Annotated in this window: 19 protein-coding genes and 1 pseudogene; 10 read left to right on the forward strand and 10 right to left on the reverse strand. The window is 72.6% G+C overall.

What is annotated here, in order from left to right; translation table 11 throughout:
• Positions 1-38: 38 nt before the first annotated feature.
• Positions 39-1,190 (reverse strand): TerC family protein, encoded by a 1,152-nt coding sequence (locus tag FJ309_04750; GenBank protein ID MBM3953912.1) that lies wholly within the window; start codon positions 1,188-1,190, stop codon positions 39-41.
• A gap of 36 nt (positions 1,191-1,226) precedes the next feature.
• Positions 1,227-1,658 (reverse strand): hypothetical protein, encoded by a 432-nt coding sequence (locus FJ309_04755; GenBank protein MBM3953913.1) that lies wholly within the window; start codon positions 1,656-1,658, stop codon positions 1,227-1,229.
• 221 nt (positions 1,659-1,879) lie between these two features.
• On the opposite strand from FJ309_04755, the gene FJ309_04760 reads away from it, so the two are divergent.
• From FJ309_04760 to FJ309_04780, 5 genes are all read left to right on the forward strand, one after another.
• Positions 1,880-3,940 carry an FHIPEP family type III secretion protein gene (locus tag FJ309_04760; protein ID MBM3953914.1) on the forward strand — a complete coding sequence of 687 codons (2,061 nt, stop codon included), beginning with the start codon at positions 1,880-1,882 and terminating at the stop codon, positions 3,938-3,940.
• Between the two features lie 177 nt (positions 3,941-4,117).
• Positions 4,118-4,912: a FliA/WhiG family RNA polymerase sigma factor gene (locus FJ309_04765; protein MBM3953915.1), complete on the forward strand. Its 795-nt coding sequence runs from the start codon at positions 4,118-4,120 to the stop codon at positions 4,910-4,912.
• Between the two features lie 279 nt (positions 4,913-5,191).
• Complete coding sequence (locus tag FJ309_04770) at positions 5,192-5,464, forward strand: flagellar biosynthesis anti-sigma factor FlgM (protein ID MBM3953916.1); 273 nt, start codon at positions 5,192-5,194, stop codon at positions 5,462-5,464.
• 142 nt (positions 5,465-5,606) lie between these two features.
• Positions 5,607-6,110 carry a transcriptional repressor gene (locus FJ309_04775; protein ID MBM3953917.1) on the forward strand — a complete coding sequence of 168 codons (504 nt, stop codon included), beginning with the start codon at positions 5,607-5,609 and terminating at the stop codon, positions 6,108-6,110.
• 13 nt (positions 6,111-6,123) lie between these two features.
• Positions 6,124-6,948 carry a class I SAM-dependent methyltransferase gene (locus tag FJ309_04780; protein ID MBM3953918.1) on the forward strand — a complete coding sequence of 275 codons (825 nt, stop codon included), beginning with the start codon at positions 6,124-6,126 and terminating at the stop codon, positions 6,946-6,948.
• Positions 6,949-7,152: 204 nt separating this feature from the next.
• Here the strand turns inward: FJ309_04780 and FJ309_04785 are convergent, their stop codons facing one another.
• The 3 genes from FJ309_04785 to FJ309_04795 all read right to left on the reverse strand — a co-directional run bounded on the left by FJ309_04785 (position 7,153) and on the right by FJ309_04795 (position 11,584).
• Positions 7,153-8,595 (reverse strand): adenylosuccinate lyase, encoded by a 1,443-nt coding sequence (locus FJ309_04785; protein MBM3953919.1) that lies wholly within the window; start codon positions 8,593-8,595, stop codon positions 7,153-7,155.
• Positions 8,596-8,620: 25 nt separating this feature from the next.
• Positions 8,621-9,766 carry a hypothetical protein gene (locus tag FJ309_04790; protein ID MBM3953920.1) on the reverse strand — a complete coding sequence of 382 codons (1,146 nt, stop codon included), beginning with the start codon at positions 9,764-9,766 and terminating at the stop codon, positions 8,621-8,623.
• 123 nt (positions 9,767-9,889) lie between these two features.
• The gene (locus FJ309_04795; GenBank protein ID MBM3953921.1) at positions 9,890-11,584 is read right to left on the reverse strand and encodes a hypothetical protein; all 1,695 of its coding nucleotides are present in this window, start codon (positions 11,582-11,584) and stop codon (positions 9,890-9,892) included.
• A 245-nt stretch (positions 11,585-11,829) separates the two neighbouring features.
• Here FJ309_04795 and FJ309_04800 point away from each other — a divergent pair, with 245 nt between their 5' ends.
• Together FJ309_04800 and clpX are read left to right on the forward strand one after the other, a co-directional pair.
• Complete coding sequence (locus FJ309_04800) at positions 11,830-12,120, forward strand: hypothetical protein (protein ID MBM3953922.1); 291 nt, start codon at positions 11,830-11,832, stop codon at positions 12,118-12,120.
• Between the two features lie 67 nt (positions 12,121-12,187).
• Positions 12,188-13,477 carry an ATP-dependent Clp protease ATP-binding subunit ClpX gene (clpX, locus tag FJ309_04805; protein MBM3953923.1) on the forward strand — a complete coding sequence of 430 codons (1,290 nt, stop codon included), beginning with the start codon at positions 12,188-12,190 and terminating at the stop codon, positions 13,475-13,477.
• Positions 13,478-13,496: 19 nt separating this feature from the next.
• Here the strand turns inward: clpX and FJ309_04810 are convergent, their stop codons facing one another.
• From FJ309_04810 to FJ309_04825, 4 genes are all read right to left on the reverse strand, one after another.
• A complete protein-coding gene (locus FJ309_04810) occupies positions 13,497-14,594 on the reverse strand; it encodes an aminotransferase class I/II-fold pyridoxal phosphate-dependent enzyme (protein ID MBM3953924.1) in 1,098 nt (365 codons plus the stop codon).
• 52 nt (positions 14,595-14,646) lie between these two features.
• Entirely contained in the window at positions 14,647-15,231 is a 585-nt protein-coding gene (locus FJ309_04815) for a TlpA family protein disulfide reductase (GenBank protein ID MBM3953925.1), read from the reverse strand.
• A gap of 697 nt (positions 15,232-15,928) precedes the next feature.
• Positions 15,929-17,161: a DUF11 domain-containing protein gene (locus FJ309_04820; protein ID MBM3953926.1), complete on the reverse strand. Its 1,233-nt coding sequence runs from the start codon at positions 17,159-17,161 to the stop codon at positions 15,929-15,931.
• Positions 17,158-17,895, reverse strand: coding sequence for a hypothetical protein (locus FJ309_04825; GenBank protein MBM3953927.1), 738 nt, complete (start codon positions 17,893-17,895; stop codon positions 17,158-17,160). The genes FJ309_04820 and FJ309_04825 overlap by 4 nt, the downstream gene beginning before the upstream one ends.
• A 516-nt stretch (positions 17,896-18,411) precedes the next feature.
• Here FJ309_04825 and FJ309_04830 point away from each other — a divergent pair.
• Together FJ309_04830 and FJ309_04835 are read left to right on the forward strand one after the other, a co-directional pair.
• Positions 18,412-18,486 (forward strand): annotated as a pseudogene (locus tag FJ309_04830) (OmpA family protein).
• A 1,008-nt stretch (positions 18,487-19,494) separates the two neighbouring features.
• The gene (locus tag FJ309_04835; GenBank protein ID MBM3953928.1) at positions 19,495-20,544 is read left to right on the forward strand and encodes a hypothetical protein; all 1,050 of its coding nucleotides are present in this window, start codon (positions 19,495-19,497) and stop codon (positions 20,542-20,544) included.
• Here FJ309_04835 and pdxA read toward each other — a convergent pair.
• The gene (gene pdxA / locus FJ309_04840; protein MBM3953929.1) at positions 20,520-21,605 is read right to left on the reverse strand and encodes a 4-hydroxythreonine-4-phosphate dehydrogenase PdxA; all 1,086 of its coding nucleotides are present in this window, start codon (positions 21,603-21,605) and stop codon (positions 20,520-20,522) included. The two genes, FJ309_04835 and pdxA, sit on opposite strands and share 25 nt — an antisense overlap.
• Before the next feature lie 114 nt (positions 21,606-21,719).
• Here pdxA and FJ309_04845 point away from each other — a divergent pair, with 114 nt between their 5' ends.
• Complete coding sequence (locus FJ309_04845; protein ID MBM3953930.1) at positions 21,720-22,301, forward strand: hypothetical protein; 582 nt, start codon at positions 21,720-21,722, stop codon at positions 22,299-22,301.
• The last annotated feature ends 64 nt before the right edge of the window (positions 22,302-22,365 follow it).

A 22,365-nucleotide genomic window follows, 5' to 3' on the forward strand; every position in this document is an offset into this window, starting at 1 on the left:
GATCGGGTCGCGGCACGCCGAGCGGGCATCGCCACAGCTCAGGCGACGTTCCCGCCGTCGTCGCCCTCGCCGGCCACCTCCCGGTCGCCGCGCTCCGGATAGGCCAGCGACGCCACGACACTCGTGCCGATCAACCCGACGATCACCGCAAGGGACAGGGCAGGGTGGATCAGGTGGCCCGCGGCATGCGGGTCCCAGCCCCCCTGGCCGGCGAGCCATTCGTTGTGGCGCGAGGCCTCGGCGATCATCTTCCCGCCGACGAAGATCAGGACGGCGGCGAGGCCATAGTTGAGGAACCGGAACAGGTCCATCACGCCGGCGAGGAGGAAATACAGCGCCCGCAGGCCGAGGATCGCGAACACGTTGGAGGTGAAGGCGATGAACCGCATGTGGGGCGTGCCCGGCGTGACCACGCCGAGGATCGCCGGCACGCTGTCGACGGCGAACAGCACGTCGGTGCTCTCGACCACCAGGAGCACGAGGAACAGCGGCGTCGCCAGCAGCTTCCCCCCTTCACGGACGAAGAATCTGTCGCCGGCCGGCTGGGTCGAGACGGGGATGAAACGCCGCACCGTGCGGACGACCCGGTTGTCGCCGGGCTCGTGCTCGTCCTTGCTCCAGGCGAGCTTGATGCCGGTGTAGACGAGGAACGCCCCGAACAGCCACAGCACCCACTTGTAGCGCTCGACCAATTCGGCCCCGAGGAGCACGAACGACAGGCGCATCAGCACCGCCCCGAGGATCCCCCAGAACAGCACCCGGTACTGGTACTTCAGCGGCACGCCGAAGTAGCCGAACACCACCGCGAACACGAACACGTTGTCCATCGACAACGACCACTCGACGAGATAGCCGGTGAGAAACTCGATCGCCGGCTGCCCGCCGAGCCACCACCACACCAAGACGTTGAACGACAGTGCGAGCCCCGCCCAGAAACAGGTCCAGAACGCGCTTTCGCGGAGCGACGGTTCGTGCGACTTCTTGTGGAAGACGGTGAGGTCGAGCGTGAGCAGGACCGCGACCATCACCGCGAAGGCGATCCAGTGGCCGTAGTGGATCGTGCCCGCCGCCGGAGCGACGGCGGCGAGGCAGGGCAGGGGGGCCGGGCAGGAGAGCGGGCCGAGGCCGGGGATCCAGGCGGACACGGTGACGGTTCCCGATTTGAAGGAAGCCCGGGAGTGTAGCAGCATCGCCGCGGGACGTCCGCCGCGTCCGCCGGGACGCGATCAGCCCGGGTCGGGGGAAGGGAGGGCGTTGACGAGGCTCGTCTTCATCGCCGCGAACACCGGGGCGAGGTGTTCCCAATCGCGGTCCTCGGCCTGGCAGAAGACGAGATACACCACGGTCGCGGTGCCGACGACGCGGACCTCGGCCGTGTTGGTGAGGTCGAGGTACGAGAAGTTGAAATCGAACCCCTCGAGGCGGCGCCCGGCGACCGTCTCGACGGCACGCTCGACGTCGATGTGGGTGTATTCGCGCTTCATCTGCCGCGCCACCACCTCCGCCAGCTGCAACGGTTCACCGCCGGCGGCGTGGGCGCTGACGGTCCAGAAGCCCCCCTCGGGGGCCGTCACCGACACCAGCGCCGCACCCTCGCTGACGTCCACCTCCCAGTTGTCGGGGTAGTCGAAGGCGATCCCGGCACGGTCGAAGCGCATCGGCGGAATGTCGCGAAAGGGCGAGGCGGCGAAACGTGGCCGGGGATTGTATCGGTGAACGGTCGCTCGGGGACCGCACCGCCGCCGTCCCCCCGGCGCACGGCATCCATGTCAAGGCCGACAGCCCCGTCCGATCACGCACGAAACGCCGTGGCGAGCGGGCTTTACGCTCCGCCGGTCGACCGGTAGTGTCCTCGCCCCAGCGCCGCTCCCGGAACCCGATGATGGCCTCCACCACCTCCACCTGGCTCGCTCCGCGTGCCACCCGTCGGGTCGCCGGCTGGCTCGCCGACGCGGTGGTCCCGGTGACGCTCCTGCTGGCGGTGGCGGTGGTGCTGGCGCCGGTTCCCGCGGCGTTGGTCGACCTGCTTCTGGCGGCCAACCTGACCGTCTCGGTGCTCGCCGTGCTCGGTGCCCTGGCGGCGCGGACGCCGCTGGAGATGAGCCTGTTTCCCACGTTTCTCCTCGGCTCGACGCTCGTCCGCCTGGTGCTCAACGTCGCCACCACCCGGCTGATCCTCGCCCGGGCCGCCGAAGACGGCCTCGCGGCCGGCGGGGAGGTGGTACGGGCGTTCGGGGAATTCGTCGCCGCCAACAACCTCGTCGTCGGCGCGGTGATCTTCGCGATCATCGCCATCATCCAGCTGGTGGTGATCACCGCCGGTTCGACGCGGACCAGCGAGGTCGCCGCCCGGTTCGCCCTCGACGGCCTCCCCGGCCGGCAGCAGGCGATCGACGCCGACCTCCAGGCCGGCGCGATCAGCCGCGACGACGCCCGCCGCGCGCGGAGCGATCTCCAGCGCCAGGCCGACTTCTTCGCCAGCATGGACGGCGCCAGCCGGTTCGTCCGCGGCGAGGCGGTCGCGGGGCTGGTGATCACCGCCGTCAACCTCTTGGGCGGCCTGGCGATCGGCGTCCTCCAGCGCGGGATGGCGCCGGCGCGGGCGATCGAGGTCTATTCCCGGCTCACGATCGGCGACGGCCTGGCCAGCGCTGTGCCCTCGCTGCTGGTCTCGGTGGCGACGGGGCTGTTGATCTCGCGCTCGAGCCAGTCCACCGACCTGCCGCGCGAGTTGGGCAGGCAGTTCGCCACGCGCCCCCAGGTGCTCACCGTGACGGCGGTGTTCCTCGGGCTGCTGTCGCTGTCCGGACTGCCATTCTTTCCACTTGCGGCAATGGCGACCGTCGCCGGCCTCGCCGCGTGGCGGACCGGTCGGCACGCCTCGGCCGAGGCTCCGCCCCCCGCGGATCCGCTCCCGGCACGGCGCACGCCGGCGGAGGCGGTGCTCGCCGACGACCGGATCGCCGTGGCCCTCGGCCGCGGGCTGCTCGGGCTCGTCCACGGCGACGCGGCGCTCGTCGCCCGGACCGCATCGCTCCGCGCGCAGGTCGCCGCCGAGATCGGCCTGGTGACCCCGGCGGTCGCGTTCCGCGACGACGCCGCGCTTCCGCCACGTGGCTACCGGATCACGATCGCCGGCGACGACGTCGCCAGCGGCGAGTTTCCCGCCGCCCGGGCGTTGTGCGTGCCGCCTCCCGGCGCGGAGCCGCCCGGCGACGGGCCCGAGGGGAGCGACCCGGCCAGCGGGCGAACCGGCACGTGGCTGCCGCCGGCGCAGGCCGACATCGCCCGCCAGCGAGGGGCGACGATCCTCGAGCCCCTCGACGTCCTCGTCGCCCTCCTCGACGCCGGTATCCGCCGCCACGCCGACCGGCTGCTGTCGCGTGACGGCGTCACCCGGCTGCTCGAATCGCTCCGCGCCACGGCGCCGTCGCTGGTCGGATCGCTCCTGCCCGACGTCCTCCCCGTGGCGCGGATCCACCGCACGTTCCAGGCGCTGCTCCGCGACGGCGTGCCGCTGCGCCCGCTGGAAGAGGTTCTCGAGAACCTCGCCGACCACGCCACCACCACGACCGATCCGGTCGCGCTGGCCGAGCTCGTCCGGGCCCTGCTGGTGCGCACGCTCTGCCGGCGCTGCCGCGACAGCGCCGGCGGCCTGCCGGTCGTGCGCGTCGACGACGACGCTGCCCGCCAGCTCGCCGAGGGCCCGCGTGCCGCACCACAGGTGGTGGCGCGGATCCGCCGCGCCGTGCGCGCCCGGGCGGCCCGGGGGACGGCGCCGGTGATCGTGGTCGCGGCGCCGCTGCGGCTTCGTGTCCGCGATGCCCTCGCCGGCCTCGAACCGCCGGTGCGGGTGTTCGCCGCCGAGGAGCTCGCCGGCGAGGACCACCTCGAGGTGTTCGCGACGATCGGCTCCGCTGAGGTGGTGCGGGCAGCCTGAGGCGACGCTGCCGGCCGGGGGAATCCCGCGGCCGGACGAACGGCTGACGGCAGGGGAAAAAAGTTTCAAGACGGGTCTCCCGGCCGCCGATACAAGACGGTTGGACCGGAGGCGGTGAGCGAGGCAACCGGAACGCGAGGGAAGCCAAGGATGGCGACGTATTCACGACGCAGCGACATGGTCACGCAGACTGGCCCCCAGCTCACGCCCGAGGAGGTGCAGGAGCTGTGGCGGCAGTTCAAGGCGGACCAGTCCAACGAGGACCTCCGCAACCGGCTGATCGAGGTCTACCTGCCGCTGGTCCGTTACAACGGCGAGCGGATCTGGTCGCGGCTGCCCGAGGGGGTCGAGCTCGACGACCTCGTGTCGGCCGGGACGTTCGGCCTGATGGACGCCATCGACGCCTTCGACATGGGCCGGGGCGTGAAGTTCGAGACCTACTGCGTGCCGCGGATCCGTGGCGCCATGCTCGACGAGCTGCGGACGATGGACTGGGTGCCGCGCCTCGTCCGCTCCAAGGCCAGCAAGCTCAACGAGGCGATCAAGACGCTCGAGACCAAGCTCGGACGGACGCCGTCCGACGCCGAGGTCGCCGAGCAGATGCAGCTGTCGCGGGAGGACTTCGAGAAGCTCCTCGTCGAGGCCAACGCCGCCAGTCTCGTCAGCCTCAACAAGAAATGGTGCGAAACCGACAGCTCCAAGGACGTCCGTGAGATCGACATCCTCGAGGACAAGAAGGGCGAGGACCCGACGCGCCGGATCCAGAAGGCCGACCTGATGCGGCTGGTCACCAAAGGCCTCAACCGCAACGAACGGCTGATCATCATCCTCTACTACTACGAGGAACTGACGATGAAGGAGATCGGGGCGACCCTCGATCTCTCCGAGAGCCGCGTCAGTCAGATGCACAGCGCGATCGTCGAACGGCTCCAAAACCAACTCGAACGGCGGCGCCCCGAATTCGCGATGTGACCGCCCGGTGACCGGGTGGATTGGGCAAACTGGGAGGCGGTCGGAAAAAAACTGGTGGCGGGCCGGATCGATCGCCGATGACACACTTTCCCCGGGCCGCCGCAGCCCGGGGATGAACCGGGCGTGGTGACCCACGATCGGTGTCGCCAGTCCGGCGACGTGCGGCGACAATGGGAGGGACGGACGACCGCGAATCGCACGAACACACCGGCCCGGGGCTCCGTACGGGGGCGGGGAACGGTGGGAATGGATTCACGGGTGTCCGCAAGGAGTGCTGACATGAACATCTTCGGAATCTCGTTCACGCAGGGTGCCGCAGCCGTCAAGGGTGTCGCCGGTGCCGAAGCGGCACAGGCCGCCGCGGGCCGCGGTGTCGGGGCGGTGCACGATTCGGTGACGCTCTCGGTCGACGGCGTCCGCGCCGCCGAGTCCGCCTCCGACATCCGCTTCGACCGGGTCGCGGCGATTCGCGCCGAGATCGCCGCGGGCGTCTACGAGACGCCGGAAAAGCTCGACGCCGCCCTCGACCGGCTGCTCGATCGGCTCGGCTGAGCGACTGCCGAGCCGCTCCACCCCGCCGACCACTTTCCCGGAGCGCGTGGCGTGGCGATGCGGGACTGATCGTCCCGTGTCGGGCTGACGCTACAATCCGGTGACCGCGGCCCGACCGGGCCACGGTTCACCGGAAGATGCCATGGCCAGCGTCGACTTCTCGCTCGGGTCGGTCGCCGTCTCCCTGACGCCGCGCGAGCGGTTCGCAGAGTTTCTCCAGGCCCGCGGCAAGCGGATCACCCGCCAGCGGCAGGTGATCGTCGACCACGTCGCCAGCCGGCACGAGCACTTCGATGCCGAGCAGTTGCTCGCCGACCTGCGGCGGACCCCCGCCGGCGCCGGGGCGAGCCGGCCGACCGTCTACCGGACGCTCACCGAGATGGTCGAAGCCGGGCTCCTCAAGAAGATGGTCCTTGCCGGACGGAGCGTCTACGAGCACGACTACGGCTACCCGCAGCACGACCACCTCCACTGCACGTCCTGCCAGAAGCTGATCGAGTTCTCCAGTGCCGAGGTGGAGGCGATCTGCGGCGCCGTCGCGGCCCAGCACAAGTTCGTCCCGCGCGGCCACCGCCTGATCGTCAGCGGCCTGTGCGCCGACTGCCGCAGCAGCCGTAGCCGCAGCCGTCATCTGGACCGCGTCTGACGGGCGACGACACGTGAACAAGTACGTCCGCGCGGTGCTCCATCTGGCGCGGGCCCTCGCGACGAGCCCGGTCGAGGCGGCGACCCGAACGGTGTGGTCCCTGCCGTTCGCCTGCGCGGCCGGCCGGTTCGCCCGGCGCTACACCGACCGTGCCCCCAGCCCCCTGGCCGCGCCGAAGCCCCCGGCCGAAAACGTGCTGGCCGACTTCTTCCAGGCCCGCACGAGCGGTCGCGGCGTGTGGAAATGGGAGCACTATTTCGACGCCTACCACCGCCACCTCTCCCGGTTCGTCGGCCGCCCGGTCCACCTCCTCGAGATCGGGATCTACAGCGGCGGCAGCCTGGAGATGTGGCGTGCGTACCTCGGCGCCGACTGCCGGATCACGGGCGTCGACGTCGAACCGGCCTGCAAAGCCTACGAAGACGAGCGCACGAGCGTGCTGATCGGCGACCAGGCCGACCGGGAGTTCTGGCGCCGTGCCGCCGCGGGTCTGGGCGGGCTCGACGTGGTCGTCGACGACGGCGGCCACACCCCCGAGCAGCAGCAGGCGACGCTCGAGGAACTGCTTCCCTTGCTCCGCCCCGGCGGGGTCTTCATCTGCGAGGACGTCCACGGGACCACCAACCGCTTCGCCGCCTACGCCGCCGGACTCGTCGACGAGCTCAACCGTGCCGACTACACCACCACGCGGCCGCCGCAGTGCGCCGTCTCGGGCTTCCAGGCGGCGATCCACTCGATCCACTTCTATCCGTTCATGGTCGTGATCGAGAAGCACGACCGCCCCCCCGAGCGGCTCGTCGCCCCGAAGCACGGCACGGAGTGGCAGCCGTTCCTCTGACTTCACGTGGACAAAGCCCTCCATGGCCTTTGTCCACTTGAGCGGCCGCATCCTGCGGCCGGGTCCTGGGCCGTGGACAAAGCCCTCCATGGCCTTTGTCCACTTGAGCGGCCGCATCCTGCGGCCGGGTCCTGGGCCGTGGACAAAGCCCTCCATGGCCCTCCCCGGCCGCGGGACGGCCGGCCGGAACAGTCCACGTGGGCGTCACACGCGCATGCGCGACTCGGGGGCGCTGGCCGGGCAGCCGGCGAGGGCGACCTGCACGGCGCCGGCGACGAACTCCTCGACCTGCCGGGCGGCGCGGCCGGCGAGCCCGTCGGGGTCCATCGCCGCGCGGATGTCGACACCGGCGAACAGCGGATCGGCGGCAAGCCGCTCGGGGAGGTCGTTGGCGTGCCCCTCGCGGATCCGCGCCGTGGCGGCATGGCTGTGGGTGCGGAGCGCCTCGTGGAGCGTCTGTCGGTCGCCGCCCGCGGTCGTCGCCGCCATGAGGATCTTCTCGCTGGCGAGGAACGGGAGATGGGCCTCGAGGTTGCGGCGAATGCCCCCCGGCAGCACGACCAGCCCGCCGGCGATGTTGGCGTAGATCACCAGTTGGGCATCGGTCGCGAGGAACGCCTGGGGCAGCACGAGGCGGCGCGGCGCGGAGTCGTCGAGCGTCCGTTCGAGCCACTGTACGGCGGCGGTCTGGCTGGCGGTGGTCGCCAACCCCATCACGAACCGGGCCAGCCCGCACATCCGCTCGGCACGCATCGGATTGCGCTTGTACGGCATCGCCGACGAGCCGACCTGGTCCTTCTCGAACGGTTCCTCGAGCTCCCCCCAGGCGGCCGCCAGCCGGAGGTCGTTGCCCGCCTTGTGGGTCGATTCCGAGACCCCGGCCAGCGCGGCCACGACCTGCGAGTCGACCTTCCGCGTGTAGGTCTGCCCGGTGACCTCGTAGGAAGAGTGGAACCCGAGCTTGTGGGCCACCAATTCGTCGAGACGGCGGACGCGGGCGTGATCGCCGCCGAACAGCTCGAGGAAGCTCGCCTGCGTGCCGGTCGTGCCCTTCACGCCGCGGGCGCGGAGCAGCTTGCGGCGGTGGGTGATCTCCTCGAGGTCGAGGACGAGATCGTGGATCCACAGGCAGATCCGCTTGCCGATCGTCGTCGGCTGGGCGGGCTGGAGGTGGGTGCGGCCGAGGCACACGAGGTCCTTCGTCTCCAGCGCGCGCCGCGCCAGCCGCTCGATCACGCCGGCGAGCCGCGCCGCCACGAGGTCGAGCGATTCGCGCATCAGGATCAGGTCGACGTTGTCGGTGACGTAGGCGCTCGTCGCCCCGAGGTGGATGATCGGCCGGGCCTCCGGGGCGGCATCGGCGAAGGCGTGGAGATGGGCGAACACGTCGTGTCGCATCCGCCGCTCGTATTCCGCCGCCTTGGCGAAGTCGACCGGCTCGAGCGCGGCGCGCATCGCCGCCAGCTGGCCGGCCGAGATCGGCAGGCCGAGCTCGGCCTCGGCCTCGGCGAGGGCCAGCCACGCCCTGCGCCACGCCGTGTAGCGGTGCTCGTCGCTCCACAGCCGCGCCATCTGCGCCGAGGCGTAGCGCGCCGCCAGCGGGTTGTTCCAGACATCGTGCCGCTCGTCGTTGCCCGCCGACTCCACGTCGTTCCTCCCCGGCCCGTCGCCGTCACCGACCACCCGTTCGTCCACCGTTGCGGCCCACCGCGCCCGACGCGCCACGTGCCGGACGGGCCGCCGCCCCCGGCGCCGGTCCCGCCAGGCGGCAGAACAGCTCCTCCAGCGCCAGCGCCGCCCGTGGGCCGCGCGCCGACGTTCCCTTGAGCCCGCGGTCGAGGTGGTGCAGCCACCCCGGCAGGGCCCGCGCCCGGCGCGCCCCGAGGTGCTCCAGCGCCCCCCGCGCCTGGGCCAGTGCCTTCGGCCACGCCGCCACGCCGGCCTGGCGCAGCGCCTCGTCGATGCCCGCAGGGCGCCCGGCCCCCGGCGGCAGCCCGAGCAGGCGGGCGGCGCTCGACAGCCGGCGGAGCACCGTCGACGCCTGCGCCGCCAGGGCGATCGGGCTCTCGCCGGCGTCGAGCAGCTCGGCGAGGCGTGCCAGCGCCGCCGGAGCGTCGCCGGCCGCCGCCGCCTCGATCATGCTCCAGGCCGTGCGGTCGCGCGGCGTGCCGGCGGCATCGTCGACGGCGTCGGGCGGGATCGGGCCGCTGCCGCCGGTGGCCGCGAGCCGGGCCAGCGCCTGGTCGATCCGTCCGAGGTCGCCGGCGAGGCGTTCGAGGAGCCGGTCGGCGGTGCCGCTGGCCAGCGCCCGGCCGTGCCGCTCCCGGGCCCACGCCCCGAGCCAGCGGGCGAGGTCGTAGCGGGCGGGGACGGAAGCGTCGACCAGCGTCTCTCGGGCCGAGGTCGCCTTGGCGAGACGGGTGTTGGCCGGCAACGAGCGGACCTCGAGGATCACCACGCCACGGCCGCCACGGTCGCGGCCGGCCAGTTCCTCCAGCCGATCGCGGCACTGCGAGACGAACGCGTCGGCGGTGCGGACCACGGCGGCACGGGTCACCCCCGCGCCGCCGAACAGGGGCAGCGTCGCCGCCTCGTCGAAGACGTCACGGGGATCGGCGAGCGCGGTGCCGTCGAACTCGCGCCAGGCACAGTCGTCCGGGGGCTCACCGTCGGCAGGCGTGCCGCCGGCGAACCGCCGCCGCAGCCAGCGGAGCATCTCGGCGACGAGAAACGGCTCGTCCCCGGCCAGGACGATCAACTCCGCCGTCCCGGGATCCCAGGACTCGGCCGAGCGGAGGACGTCGAGGGCGAGGGGCACGGGGTGGGCTCCACGCGGGAGCCGGGGCCCGACCGGCCGCCGCCACCGCGGCGAGATTGTACCGGGTCGGCCGGAGCCGATCCGTCGTCACCCCCGCGCTGCCCCGCCGGCCTCCGCGCGCGGTCACTGCGCCTGCGTGGGGGCGACGCGGATGCCGCCGAGCCGACCGACGGCGCGGGCGGTCGACGTGGCGACCACCTCGGGCGTGGTCGCCCTCCCGACGTTGCCCGCCGCATCGGTCGCCTCGGCGCGGACGTAGACCCGCGCCGGCACCACCCGATCGGGCTGCCAGGTGTAGATCCCCTGGGCATCGAGTCCCTCGGCGATCGTCGCCCACGGCCCGTCGACGGACGGCGAATAGAGGAGGCGGACGCCACCGGGCACGAGCATCTGGTCGCGGGCCGCGTACTGGATGACCACCGCCGCCGTCCCCCCCGGGCGCACCTCTTCGACACGCGCCAGTTCGATCGCCGGGGCTTCGTCGTCGACGCCGATCCAGCCCTCGGGTGCGGCCCCGGGGCGCGGGCCATGGTCGGCCGGAGCGCCCGGCGGCACGATCTCCATCCGGAATCCGTACAGGCCGGCGCTCGGCAGCGTCACGGCGATCGGGCTGACGGCGTCGTCGTCGACCGCCGAACGCTGCCAGGTCACGCCGCCGTCGAGCGTGCTCCACAGTTCGACCTGCAGAGAACCGCCACCCGGGCGGTCGGTCTCGATCTCGTAGTCCCAGCTGAACGAGCGGCTGTTGACAATGTGCAGCGGCCGGCCACGGTACTCGCGCGGCGGCTGGACGACCCGCGCGGCCGGGGCGAGCGCGGGTGGGGCGACCGCCACCACCGCGCCGGCGCCGAGGCGCGGCCCAGGGCTGCTCGCCGGACGGACGCGCGACGGCACCGGATCGACGGCCGGCGCGGGGCCGTCGAGCGGAAACCGTGTCGCCGTTTCGGGCGACCACGCGGCGCCGCCGGCGGGTGCGGCGGAGACGCCCACGGGGGCGGCCAGCTCGACCGGTTGCCCGACCTGGCCGGGCTCGACGGTGGCCACCGACCGGGCCGGGAGCGTCGGCACGCCCAGTTCCAGGGCAAGTGCCGCCTGATCGACCCCCGGGTCGGCGGGGAGGAGGTGGAACTCCTTCTGGGTCCGGTTGCCGCCGCCGTCGGTCACCGCGATCCGCACCGCCAGCGACTCGACCTGCTCGCCGGCCCACCACACCTGCTCACCGACGAGATGGGCGGGGGATTCCCGCGCCAGGATCCCCTCGGCGGCGATCGTCTTCCACTCCGCGTCCCCTTTGCCCCGGTAGGCCATGTCCAGTGATTCGAGGCGCAGCGAGTCGTCGGCGGCCGCGAACCGACAGATGATCTCGCCATCGGCGCCCCGCCAGACGCGCGCGGTGAGCCGCGGGCCGGCGGCATCGACCATCACGCGGATGTCCGGCCCCGGCCCGCCGCGCGGCCGGCCCTGCGCGTCGATCGCCCGGAAGCGGAACCAGTATTCCCCGTCGGTGGTCGCCCGGTACGTGATCGAGCCGGCGGAGGGCTCGGCCGATCCGACCTCCTGCCAGGTGGCCCCGAGATCGCGGGACACCGCCAGCGTGACGCGCTGCGCCGCGCGGTCGGCCGACTGCGGCGTGGCGACCCGGAACGGGAGCGCGAACACCGTCTGTTTGGTACGCACCAACTCCGGCAGCCGGGGTGGATCGGGAAGTTCGTCGGCGACGGCGCCGGCACACAGCGCCAGCGCGGCCACCGAAGCCCGGGGAACCATCCGTGCCAGCGCTGCCGCGACGCTCGAGAGCGTGGAGAATGTCGTGGTCATGCCTGGAAGGATCGACCGTCGCGACCGGCGAAGTCAGGCAGCGGCGGCACGGCAGACAAAACCCGCCCGATTTTCCCCTCCCCCCGGGCCGGCTACGGCGAGCCCGGGCATCGCGGTGGTGGCGGGGCCTGGGGAACGGGGTCCGACCTGTCTGGACCCGGACGGCGCACCGCTGCCATACTCCGCCACGCTGCCGCGGCGGCGTGCCGGCGGTGGGCGATGCCCTGTCGGGGAGGTGGCCCGCCGTGCCGGCACAGAGTTGGTCGTTCCTGGTCACGGCGCTGCTCCTGGCGGCCACGATCGGCGTCGCGCTGGTCGCGATCGTGCTGGTCCGCCGCAGCTACCTCGACGGCCCGTCCGATCGTCCCGGTGGGAGCGGTGGCGACTGGTACGGCACGCTCGCCGAGTACCGGAATCTGCGGGACAAGGGTGTTCTGAGCGACGCCGAATACCGAAAAATAAGAACGCTTGTCGAGCCGCGCCCGGCCGATCCGGCCCCTGGGCCGGATGACGTTTCCCGTGACGATCACGGGTGACGTAGCCAGGACCGCGGTCCACACCGTCATTCGCTTCCATCCCCAGCCCCGCCGAGGTCCGCCCTCCATGCCCAACGGCAAAGACGTCAACAACATCGGTCGTCGAGGCGCCGGCGGGACCACGAAGAAAAACGCCTTCTGCTCGTTCTGTCGCAAGAGCTACCGCGACGTCGGGCCGCTCGTCGAGGGCCCCGGCGACGTCTACATCTGCGGCGAGTGCATCGAACTGTGCCAGTCGATCCTCGACCAGGAGAAGCGGCGCCGCGGGACGAGCAAGCAGCTGTTTACCTCGATCCCGTCACCGCGGGCGATCGTCTCCCACCTCGACGAATACGTCATCGGCCAGGAGCACGCCAAGCGGGTCCTCGCGGTCGCCGTCCATAGCCACTACAAGCGGCTGACGCTCGGCAGCGAGCCTTCGGACGTCGAGGTCGAGAAGTCCAACATCCTCCTCCTCGGGCCGACCGGCAGCGGCAAGACGCTGCTGGCCAGGACGCTGGCGCGGATCCTCAACGTGCCGTTCGCGATCGGCGACGCGACCACGCTGACCGAGGCTGGCTACGTCGGCGAGGACGTCGAGAACCTCCTCCTCAAGCTGCTCAACGCTGCCGATTTCGACATCGAGGCGGCCCAGCGCGGCGTCTTGTACATCGACGAGATCGACAAGATCGGCAAGACCAGCCAGAACGTGTCGATCACCCGAGACGTCTCCGGCGAGGGGGTGCAGCAGGCGCTGCTCAAGATGCTCGAAGGCACCGTCGCCAACGTGCCGCCGCAGGGGGGCCGGAAGCACCCCGAGCAGCAGTACATCCAGATCGACACGTCGAACATCCTCTTCATCTGCGGCGGGACGTTCGTCGGCATCGACAAGATCATCGGCCGGCGCCTCGGCAAGCGGTCGATCGGGTTTTCCCAGGCGGGGGGCGTGAAGGCCGACGCGGACCTGGCCGAACTGCTCCCCCAAGTCGACTCCGACGACATTCTCGAGTTCGGGCTGATCCCGGAGCTCGTCGGCCGGCTGCCGGTGATCTCGTCGCTCAAGCCGCTCGACGAGGCGGCGCTGGTGAAGGTCCTGCGCGAGCCGAAGAACGCGCTGGTCAAGCAGTATCAGAAGCTGTTCGGGATGGAGAACTGCACGCTCGAGTTCACCGACGAGGCGCTGGTCGTGATCGCCCGCAAGGCGATGAAGAAGGAGACCGGGGCCCGCGGCCTGCGGTCGATCATCGAGGACGTCATGCTCGACGTGATGTTCGACCTCCCCGAGAACGCCGGGGCGGCCTACGTGATCACCGACCGTAACGTGACCGGCGCCGAGCCGGTGGTCCCGCTCCGCGAGGCGCGGCACAAGTCGGCCTGAGCCGGGGCACCGGCGCCGGTCACCCGGCGGCGAGGCGGAGCAGGGCGGCGATCCCGCGGTCGAGCGTCGCGTCGGCGACGGTGTAGGCGATGCGGAAATGGGTGTCGGCCCGGCCGAACACCCCGCCGGGCACCACCAGCAGCTTCTCGCGTTCGACCGCGCGCTCGGCGAACGCCCGCCCCGAGCCGCCGGGGGCTTCGGGGTAGAGGTAGAACGCCCCGCCCGGCCGGACGAAGCGGTAGTGACCGGCCAGCGCCGCCATCAGGCGGTCGCGTTTGCGCCGACACTCCCCCAGGGGCACGTCCATCGGGGCGTCGAGCGCCGCCAGCGCCGCCCACTGCCCGACCTGCGGGGCGCAGACGAAGGTGTATTGCTGGATCATCGTGCAGGTCTCGATGATCGCCCGCGGCCCGTGCACCCAGCCCACCCGCCAGCCGGTCATGGCGTGCGACTTGGAGAAGCCGTCGATCACCACCACCCCTTCCGCGCAGGCCGCCGGCGAGTGGAACGGGCCGTCGTAGCAGTAGGAGCGGTACAGCTCGTCGCTGACCAGCGTCACCCCGCGCGACTCCGCCAGCCGGGCGAGATCGCGCACGGTGTCGGCGCCGGCGATCACGCCGGTGGGATTGGCCGGGGTGTTGAGGAGGATCGCCCGCGTCCGCGGCGAAAGCGCCGCCGCGACGCGGTCGACGTCGATCGCGAACGACGGTGCCGTCTCGATCGGCACGCAGACGCCGCCGAGGAACTCGACGAGCGGCCGGTACATCACGAACGCCGGCTCGAAGATGATCACCTCGTCGCCGGGGTCGAGGAGCGTCATCAACACCAGGGCGAGGGCGCCGCTCGACCCGCTGGTGACGCACAGCCGGCGTTCCGGCTGCCCCGTCTGGTCGCGGACGATCCGCTCGAGCCGCTCGCGGAGCGGCCCGATCCCCTGCGTCGGCGTGTAGCCGTTGCGGCCGGCGTCGATCGCCTCCTTGGCGGCCTCGCGGGCCGCCAGGGGCATCGCGAAGTCGGGCTGGCCGATCGACAGGTTGATCGGGTCCTCGAGCTTCGCCGCGAGGTCGAAGACCTTGCGGATGCCGGAGGAATCGAAGCGGCCCGCCCGGCGTGACACCGGGCCCCGGGGGGGGAGGGGGGAACCGGCCTCTGCGCCGTCGCTCACGGGTTCACTTCGCGTCCTTGAACAGCTTGTCGAGCTGGGCGCCGAGCTTTTCGCCGCGGACGTCCATCGACACCACCTTGCCGTCACGGCCGACGAGGATCACCGTCGGGATCCCGGTGATGCCGTACTTGGCCGCCAACGGATGCCCGCCGCGCTCCGCGACGCTCTGCTCGTGGAGGATGATCCAGGGGATCTTCTGATCGGCGATGAATCCCTCGAGCGTGCCGCGATCCTCGTCGAGACTGATCCCGACGACCTCGAACCCCTTGTCGTGGTATTTCTCGTACTGCTCGAGAACGTTGGGGATCTCGGCGATGCACGGCCCGCACCAGGTCGCCCAGAAGTCGACGAGCACGACCTTGCCGGCGAGCTGCTTCTGGTCGAACGGCGTGCCGTCCATGTTCGTGCCGCTGATCTCCATCTCGTTGCCGGGAAGGTCGAGGCGCCGGAGGGTGCCGGCGAACATCGCGCCCAGTGCCTTGGTGCGCTCGTCGTCGCTGCCCTCGAGGACCGGCGCGAGACGCCGGTAGATCGAGCGCGAGACGTCGTCTCCGCCGGGGAGCCGCTCGAGCACGGTGGCGGTCTGCATCGCGAGGTTGGCGGTGTCACCGTCGGTGGGGTCCTCCTCGACGAGGGCCACGATCCGGTCGACGATCGGCCCGGCCTTGGTGGCATCGCCGCCGGTGAACAGGCCCTGCATGTCGGTGAGGATCGTCATCCGCCGCGCCTCGCGCGCGAGGGTCTTCGACGGCGAGTCGACGAGCGTGGCGGCGAATTTGCCGAGCCGGGGAGGCGCCGTCCTGTCGCCGAGCTGCGCGAGCATCATCAACGCCTGCATCTTCATCCGCGCCGCATCCTCGAACACCGCGTCGGCGGGCTGGACCGCCGGCAGGGCGCGCTCGGCCGCCTCGAGCGCCAGCGCCGCGCGCTTCTGGAAGAGCTTCATCATCGTGTCGCGGGGCCCCTGCGGCATCGGCTGCGAGAGCACCTGCTTGGCGAACGCGATGAGCTCCGCCGGCTCCGCCTTCTCGGGCAGCGGTGGAACCTCGGTCGCGGCGCCGGGCGCGGCGACGGGGGCGTCCTGGGCCGACAGCACGGCCGGCAGCGCCAGGGCCACGGCGCCGGCGAGGAGGAGGGGCGGAAAGCGGCGAACCATGCGCATGGGATCCTCGCGGGAACGCCGGCGCTCGGCCGGCGGGGGGCAGGTGCTGCGGCACCGCGCGCCGCGACCGCGGGATGCTACCGCCGGCCCGGCCGACGCGGCAAACGGGATTCCGCCGATCGATTCAGCGGACGATCGTGCGGAACCGGACGAAGCCGCCGGCCCCGGGGGGCAACTCGCCGCGGAGCTTCCAGGTGAGGAGCGTGCTGCCATCCTCCGCCGGCCCGGTGACGACGTCGGCGGCGAGGTTGCTGACCGCGCTGCCGGGGATCACGTCGAGTCGTGCCGGCACCGCGTCGACGAGGACGATGTCGGCGAGCGTCCGCGCGCCCGAGTTGAGCAGGTAGATCGTGAAGTCGAGCTCCTCGCCCGGCTTCACCGCGTCGCTCCCGGCGCGCTTGCAGAGCGTCAGCTCGCAGCGGCCGGGGTGTTCGAGGCGGAGCGTGGCGGTGCCGCGGTCGACGGCGATCACGTCGGTCGACTCCCCGCCGACCGTCACCTGCGCCGCCGACAGGCAGGTCCAGAAGTAGGGGACCTCGAAGCCGGTCACGGTCCGCGGGTCGACGACCTGGTCCTTCCGCTCCGGCCGGTCGATCGCCAGCTTCGCCGCCGGCCCCTCGAGCCCTTCGGCCTGTCCGGGGATCCGCGCCGTGTCGACCGCCAGCGACGGCAGGATCTCCTCCGCCGCGACCGGCGGCTGGGCACGGCGCGCCGCCTCGGGATTGAGCGGCTGCGTGATCCGGCAGACCCGCTCGCCGCGCGTGCCGGCCTCCGGGCCGGCGTCGAGCACGACGCCGTTGGGTCCGGCCGGAGCGGCGTCCTCGAACGGGCGGATCACCTCGCGGACGCTGGCGAAACGCGGCGCGAACACGCAGGCGCAGTTGCTCGTGGTCAGGCAGGCCTGCTCCGGATCGGGCGCGTCGGCGGCGCGGAACCGCGCCACGGTGTCGCCCGAGGTGACGTTGGCCAGGCCGTCGCGGCCGAACGGCACCGCGAGCCGACCATGATCGCCGCCGTCGCAGATCGGCGGGGGCACGATGAACGGCGGGGGGGCGACGGGGAAGCAGAGAGGGGCCTCGCATCCGGCGGCACACGCCGCGGCGACGCCGCCGTGATCCGGCGCTGCCACGCCGCCGCGGCAGGTGAGGCAGTCGTCCGCCGGCAGGGCAGGGGGGAGGGGCGCGGCAGCGGTCTGGTAGGACACCGCGCGGACGTCGGCCACCGCGGGGGCGGGCGCCGCGAGCGCGACGGTCGCCGGCTCCACCGCCTGCCGGGCGACGGTCCGGCAGCCGGACAGGACGCCCACGGCGACGGCGATCCCGACCCAGCGGATCCGGCGCGCGGCGGCGTCGTTCATGGCGCTGCTCCACCGGACGGGAGACGGTTGCCGATCACGACCTCGGCGACGGGAGCGCCGAGCGTCGCGGCGACGTCGCGGGCGTCGTCGCCGGGGCGGACATCGAACCAATCGGCGGCGCCGATGTCGCGCGACTCGTTGTCGAAGGCGACATAGACCACGCGGCGGACATGGGCTCCGCCGAGGGCGGCGGCAAGGTCGCTCTCGTCGAGGACGATCTCGACCGGGAAGCGGCGATCGAGCCCCGGCGGAGTGGCCAGCCGGGCGAGGACACGGACCGACGGGTAAAGCTCCTCCCCCTCGGCCCCGGGAATGCCGGTGATCCGCAGCCGGTAGGCGGCGCCGACGACGAGCGTCGCCTTGACAGGGGCGGCCGCCAGGGCCGTCCACCCGGCGGCGGTCTCGATCGCCACCTGCATGCCGGCCGGACCGCGGATCGACACGGTCTGGAGATGGGCCTCCGCGGGGATGTCCGGACAGGGACCGTTCTGCGTCCGCCGCGAGGCGCCAATCGCTCCCGGTGTGGCGGTCATGGTGAGCCCGCCGGTTTCAGCGCCGCAGACGCGCCGGGCGGAGCCCGACGGACCGACGGCGATCACCAGCGTCATCACCAGCAGCCTGCGTGCGAAACGCAGCGCGGTCCCTGTCCAGACGCGTCGGCGGCCCGCTGCCGCCGACGTTTCCCGCGTTGCCGGTGATCCGAGCATCGTGCCGGTGGAGCGGGGGGTGAGCATGGGGAAGTTCGATCACGGAATGCGAGCGGCGTGCCGCGACGCGGCAGGGACGAATCGACGAGGCCGTGGGCCGGGGCTCAGGGCAGGTACTGCTCCGGAGCCGGCGGGCACTCGCCGGCCGCTGTGTCGGCATCGGGCCCACCGTTGTCGGAGTAGCGGGTCCGCTCCTCGACCGGCTGGCGGAGCCGGATGTTGGGCACGTCCGACCGCTCGGCGATGTAGGCCCGGTGTGCCGGCTTGGGATAGCTCAGGCCGGGGTACTGCTGGACATGGAGCTTGAGCTCGCGCGTCGGCGGCGGGATGTGCATCTTCGTGTGGTTGGTGATCGTGTGCTTCTGCAGTCCGGCGGGAACCCCCAGCGGGATGTGGGCCGGGCCGGGGAGACCGATCGGCGTGCCGGTGTAGGGCAGTCCATACTGCGGCGCGGTCGCTCCGGCGACGAACGCGGGAGGGATCCCGGCCGGCGAGCCGCCGCAGGGCATGCCGAGCGGCATCATCGCCCCCGTCGGACAGACCCCGCCGCCTCCGGCTCCGGCGCCGCCGCCACCGGCCGCACCGCCGGCGCCACCGGCCCCGGCGATCCCGGGCCCCGAGGCCTCGAGATCCTTGTTGCCGATGCGGATGATCGCCAGGATCGACCCGCGGCGATCGGCCTCGACGATCGGGTCGCAGCCCGGGTCGAGCCGCGTGCTGACGAGGGTCTCGACGCCCGCCACGGCCAGTTCCTGGTAGTCGGGATCGGGGAGGTAGACGACCTTCGTGACGAAGTTGCCGGTCGTCACCTGGTCGAGGTCCTCTTCGGTGAGCTGGAACGGCACCGAGTTGTGGGCAAGGAACGCGTCGGTCCGTGGCGTCACCGGAGCGACCTCGAGCGTCGGATAGAGCTCGAGCCCCGGACGACCGGGGATGTCGGTGACCTTGAGGCGGTAGATCGCCCCCTGCGTGAAGTCGTAGCGGCCCGGCGTGACCAGCGGCGTCGAGTCGAAGCCGCCGTAGGACGAGACGTCCCAGCGGACCTGCATCCCGTCGGGTCCGATGAAGCCGATCTGCGACACCGGCAGGTTGGCGTCGGGCAGCCCGCCGCCCCCACCGCCCATGCCCGCCTCGGCCGCGGCGGCCTCCATCGCCATCTCGTAGGAGGCCGGGGCAATCACGCCCGGTCCGGGGCCCTCGACGCCGGGACCGGGATGGTGGAGCATCGCCGCCGGCGGAAGGACGTTGGTGTGCGGCGTCGCCACCGGCCGGATCTGCGCCAGGCCGGTGAGCGGCGAATTGGCCGGGATCGTGCACCCGGTGAGCGACACCGCCAGCGACACGCCGACGAACCGGTTGAGACGTCGTTTCACCATCGGGGCACCTCCAGGTCCAGTGGTCGCAGGGGCCGTGCCGCGGAGTCCCCGGTTGGTCCGGGACCCGCGTCGGGGTCGATCTTGGGGGGCTACGCCCGTCTCCCTACACTCACGGCACGGTCGGCGGATCCGACGGCGCGGTGGCCGCCGGAACCTGACTCTGGATTCGTCCGGCCGGCGCCGGTTTCTTTGGCAAAACCGTCACAACCCTCCCGATCCGGCGGCTCGACACTCTCCCAGGCTTCCCCGCATGCCCTTTTCCCCCCGCGAAGGCGGTGATCCGCCGCGCCCCGCCGGCCCGGCGTGCCACGGCACACGGGGGCGTGGCGTCGCGTGCCTGGTGGCGGTGGCGGCGCTGGTGGCGGGGCCGTCCCGCGCGGCCGACAGCGTCTACCGCCGGGGACCGGCGTCGGCCACGGCCGACCCGGTCGCCCCGCCCGCCGAGGCCGCCCCGGTGCCGTCCCCGATCCAGTCGTCCCCCGCCGGTGCCGAGACCCTGGCCGACGCCGGCCAGGCGGAGCGGATCGTGGCGGCGGCGCTGGCGGGCATCGCCCGTGCGCCGAGCATTTCGCTGCGGGTGCGGCAGCTGGTCCGCGTCGGCGGCCGGGTCTTCAAGGGGGGCGGCCGCTACGTCCAGTCGGGGATCGACGAGGACCAGCGGTTCCGCTTCGAGGCCCGCCTCTCGGCCGAGAGCGAGGAGTTCGACATCCTCGAGGTCTGCGACGGGCTCTTTCATTGGAACTCGCGGCGGCAGGGCTACATCGCGCCGACCACCGAGCGGATCGACGTCCGCAGGCTCCGCGAGAAGCTCGCTGCCCTCGGCCTCCTCCAGCGCGGCGACACCGCGGCCTACCTCGGCGGGATCCTCGAGCCGCTCGCGCAGACGCGCGAGTGGTTTCGGTTCACGTCGGCGGTCGCGGTGGAGATCGACGGAGTGCCGGCCTGGTCGATCACCGGCGAGTGGGACCGGGAGCGGCTCGCGGCGCTCCTCCCCGATGAGGCGGAGGCGATTCGCGTTGCCGCCGCGATCGAGCCGGCGCGCCTTCCCGAAGGGCTCCCGTGGAGCGTGCGGTTCTCGATCAGCCGCAAGGAACTGTTTCCCTTTCGGATCGAATGGCTGGCGGTGCCCGGACCGCGCCCGGCCCACGGACCGCCCGAAGTGGTCGGGTTGATGGAGTTTTACGACGTGCGGATCGGCGATCCGGTCGACGCCGCGGCCTTCGTCCATCGGCCGGGCACCGAGGGCTTGATCGACATCACCGACATCGCGGTCACCTACCTCAAGCCGTTGCGGCCGTAGCGCGCTGGCGCGGACGGCTCCGCGCCGCTCCAGCCGGCATTCGCCAGGCGCACCGCGGCGTCGATCGCCGCCAGCATGCTCGCCGGATCGGCACGGCCGCGGCCGACGATGTCGAAGGCGGTGCCGTGGGCGACGCTGGTGCGGACCAGCGGCAATCCGAGCGTGATGTTCACCGCCCGGTGCATGCCGAGCAGCTTGATGGGGATGTGCCCCTGGTCGTGGTACAGCGCCACGACGCCGTCGAACGCACCCGCCGCCGCCCGCTGAAACAGCGTGTCGGCCGGCCAGGGCCCGGTGGCATCGATCCCGGACTGCCGCAGCGCGGCGATCGCGGGCACCACGAGGCGCGGTTCCTCGTCGCCGAACAGTCCCCCCTCGCCAGCGTGCGGATTGAGCGCCGCGACGCCCAGCCGCGGCGGCCTGCCGAGGAGCGCTTCGAGGAGCGGGGTGAGCCGACGGCCGGCAGCGGCGATCCCCTCGGCGGAAAGCCGGTCGAGTGCCGTCCGCAGCGACTCGTGGAGCGTGGCGTGGACCACCCCCAGGCCGGCGGCGGGGTTGCCGCCGGCGTCGGGAAGCCAGAGCATCATCGACGCGGCCGCGTCGGGAAGGCCGCAGGCCCGCGCCAACCACTCCGTGTGCCCCGGGACGTCGTGCCCCGCCTCGTGGAGCGCCCCCTTGTGGAGCGGGCCGGTCACGAGGGCCTGGGCCGATCCCGCCGCGACGGTTCGCCAGGCCAGCTCGAGCGCCGCCACCGCCGCCGCGCCCCCCGCCGCCGACGCCATCCCGACGGGCACCGGCGTCGCCGGTGCCGGCGCAGCGACGACCGCCACGCGCCGTGCCGCCGACGCCCGGCAGTCGTCGGCGGCGATCACGTCGATCTCGAGCGCCGGCATCCCGGGCACGCGCGCGAGCGTCCGCGCGACGAGCTCGGGATCGGCCACCAGCCGCAGCCGGGCGGTGTCGTGGGCCGTCGTCCGTGCCCAGGCGGCCAAGGCGACTTCGGGCCCGATGCCGGCAGGGTCGCCGGCGGTGAGGAGGACGACGGGGAGGGTGGTGCTCATCGGGGCGCGGTGCAGGGCAGGGGAGGGGGCGGCGGGCCCGGCTCGTCTGCCGCCCGCGTCGATTGAGCCTATAACGGAACGGCGGCGACGGTGGCGTTGCGGAGGAGAACGACGATGGAACGGGTCTTCGGGCAGGTGGCGACGTTCGCGGTGGCGTTGATCGTGGCGACCGCCTGCCTGGGGTTGTGGATCGGCGATCTCCACGGCCAGACCGACCCGGTGGTGATCCGCTGGGCGACGGTCCACCGCCTGTCGGGGGTGCTCGCGGCGCTGTTGGTCGTCCTCGTCAACAGCATGGCAGTGACCTACTTCATCGGGACCGGCCGGTGGTGCCGCGAAGTCGCCGACACCTACGCCCTCGGCGCCGACTACGACCACCGCAGCCGTGCGCTGAAGCGGCGTGGCTTCCCACCGGCGCTCCTCGGCATGCTCGCCGTGGTCGGGATCGTGGCCCTCGGCGGCGCGGCCGATCCGGCGACCGGTCGGCCCGGGACCGCGGCCTGGGTGACACCCCACCTGATCGGTTCCTTGGCGCTCGGCGGGGTAATCGCCTGGAGCTTCCTCGCCCAGATTCCCGGCATCCGGCGGCAGCACGAGCTTGTGGAGGAGGTCCTCGCCGCCGTCCGTCGGGTGCGCGTCGAACGCGGGCTGGAGGTCGACTCGGCCGCCTCCGCCGAGGGAGGCGAGATCGGCTGACGGCGCGGCGGCCGGTCTCCGTCACGCCGCACCGGCACCCGCGGCCCGAGCGGGCCGGCGATCG

It is taken from the genome of Planctomycetota bacterium (assembly GCA_016872555.1).
Taxonomy (GTDB): Bacteria; Planctomycetota; Planctomycetia; order Pirellulales; family UBA1268; genus F1-20-MAGs016.

What these genes read in the sequence shown, in the direction of transcription:
- pdxA (MBM3953929.1), bottom strand. Translation starts at nt 21,605, where the DNA reads ATGAGCACCACCCTCCCCGTCGTCCTCCTCACCGCCGGCGACCCTGCC.
- FJ309_04770 (MBM3953916.1), top strand. Translation starts at nt 5,192, where the DNA reads ATGAACATCTTCGGAATCTCGTTCACGCAGGGTGCCGCAGCCGTCAAG.
- FJ309_04795 (MBM3953921.1), bottom strand. Translation starts at nt 11,584, where the DNA reads ATGACCACGACATTCTCCACGCTCTCGAGCGTCGCGGCAGCGCTGGCA.
- FJ309_04825 (MBM3953927.1), bottom strand. Translation starts at nt 17,895, where the DNA reads ATGCTCACCCCCCGCTCCACCGGCACGATGCTCGGATCACCGGCAACG.
- FJ309_04820 (MBM3953926.1), bottom strand. Translation starts at nt 17,161, where the DNA reads ATGAACGACGCCGCCGCGCGCCGGATCCGCTGGGTCGGGATCGCCGTC.
- FJ309_04845 (MBM3953930.1), top strand. Translation starts at nt 21,720, where the DNA reads ATGGAACGGGTCTTCGGGCAGGTGGCGACGTTCGCGGTGGCGTTGATC.
- FJ309_04835 (MBM3953928.1), top strand. Translation starts at nt 19,495, where the DNA reads ATGCCCTTTTCCCCCCGCGAAGGCGGTGATCCGCCGCGCCCCGCCGGC.
- FJ309_04760 (MBM3953914.1), top strand. Translation starts at nt 1,880, where the DNA reads ATGATGGCCTCCACCACCTCCACCTGGCTCGCTCCGCGTGCCACCCGT.
- FJ309_04755 (MBM3953913.1), bottom strand. Translation starts at nt 1,658, where the DNA reads ATGCGCTTCGACCGTGCCGGGATCGCCTTCGACTACCCCGACAACTGG.
- clpX (MBM3953923.1), top strand. Translation starts at nt 12,188, where the DNA reads ATGCCCAACGGCAAAGACGTCAACAACATCGGTCGTCGAGGCGCCGGC.
- FJ309_04750 (MBM3953912.1), bottom strand. Translation starts at nt 1,190, where the DNA reads ATGCTGCTACACTCCCGGGCTTCCTTCAAATCGGGAACCGTCACCGTG.
- FJ309_04815 (MBM3953925.1), bottom strand. Translation starts at nt 15,231, where the DNA reads ATGCAGACCGCCACCGTGCTCGAGCGGCTCCCCGGCGGAGACGACGTC.
- FJ309_04765 (MBM3953915.1), top strand. Translation starts at nt 4,118, where the DNA reads ATGGTCACGCAGACTGGCCCCCAGCTCACGCCCGAGGAGGTGCAGGAG.
- FJ309_04775 (MBM3953917.1), top strand. Translation starts at nt 5,607, where the DNA reads ATGGCCAGCGTCGACTTCTCGCTCGGGTCGGTCGCCGTCTCCCTGACG.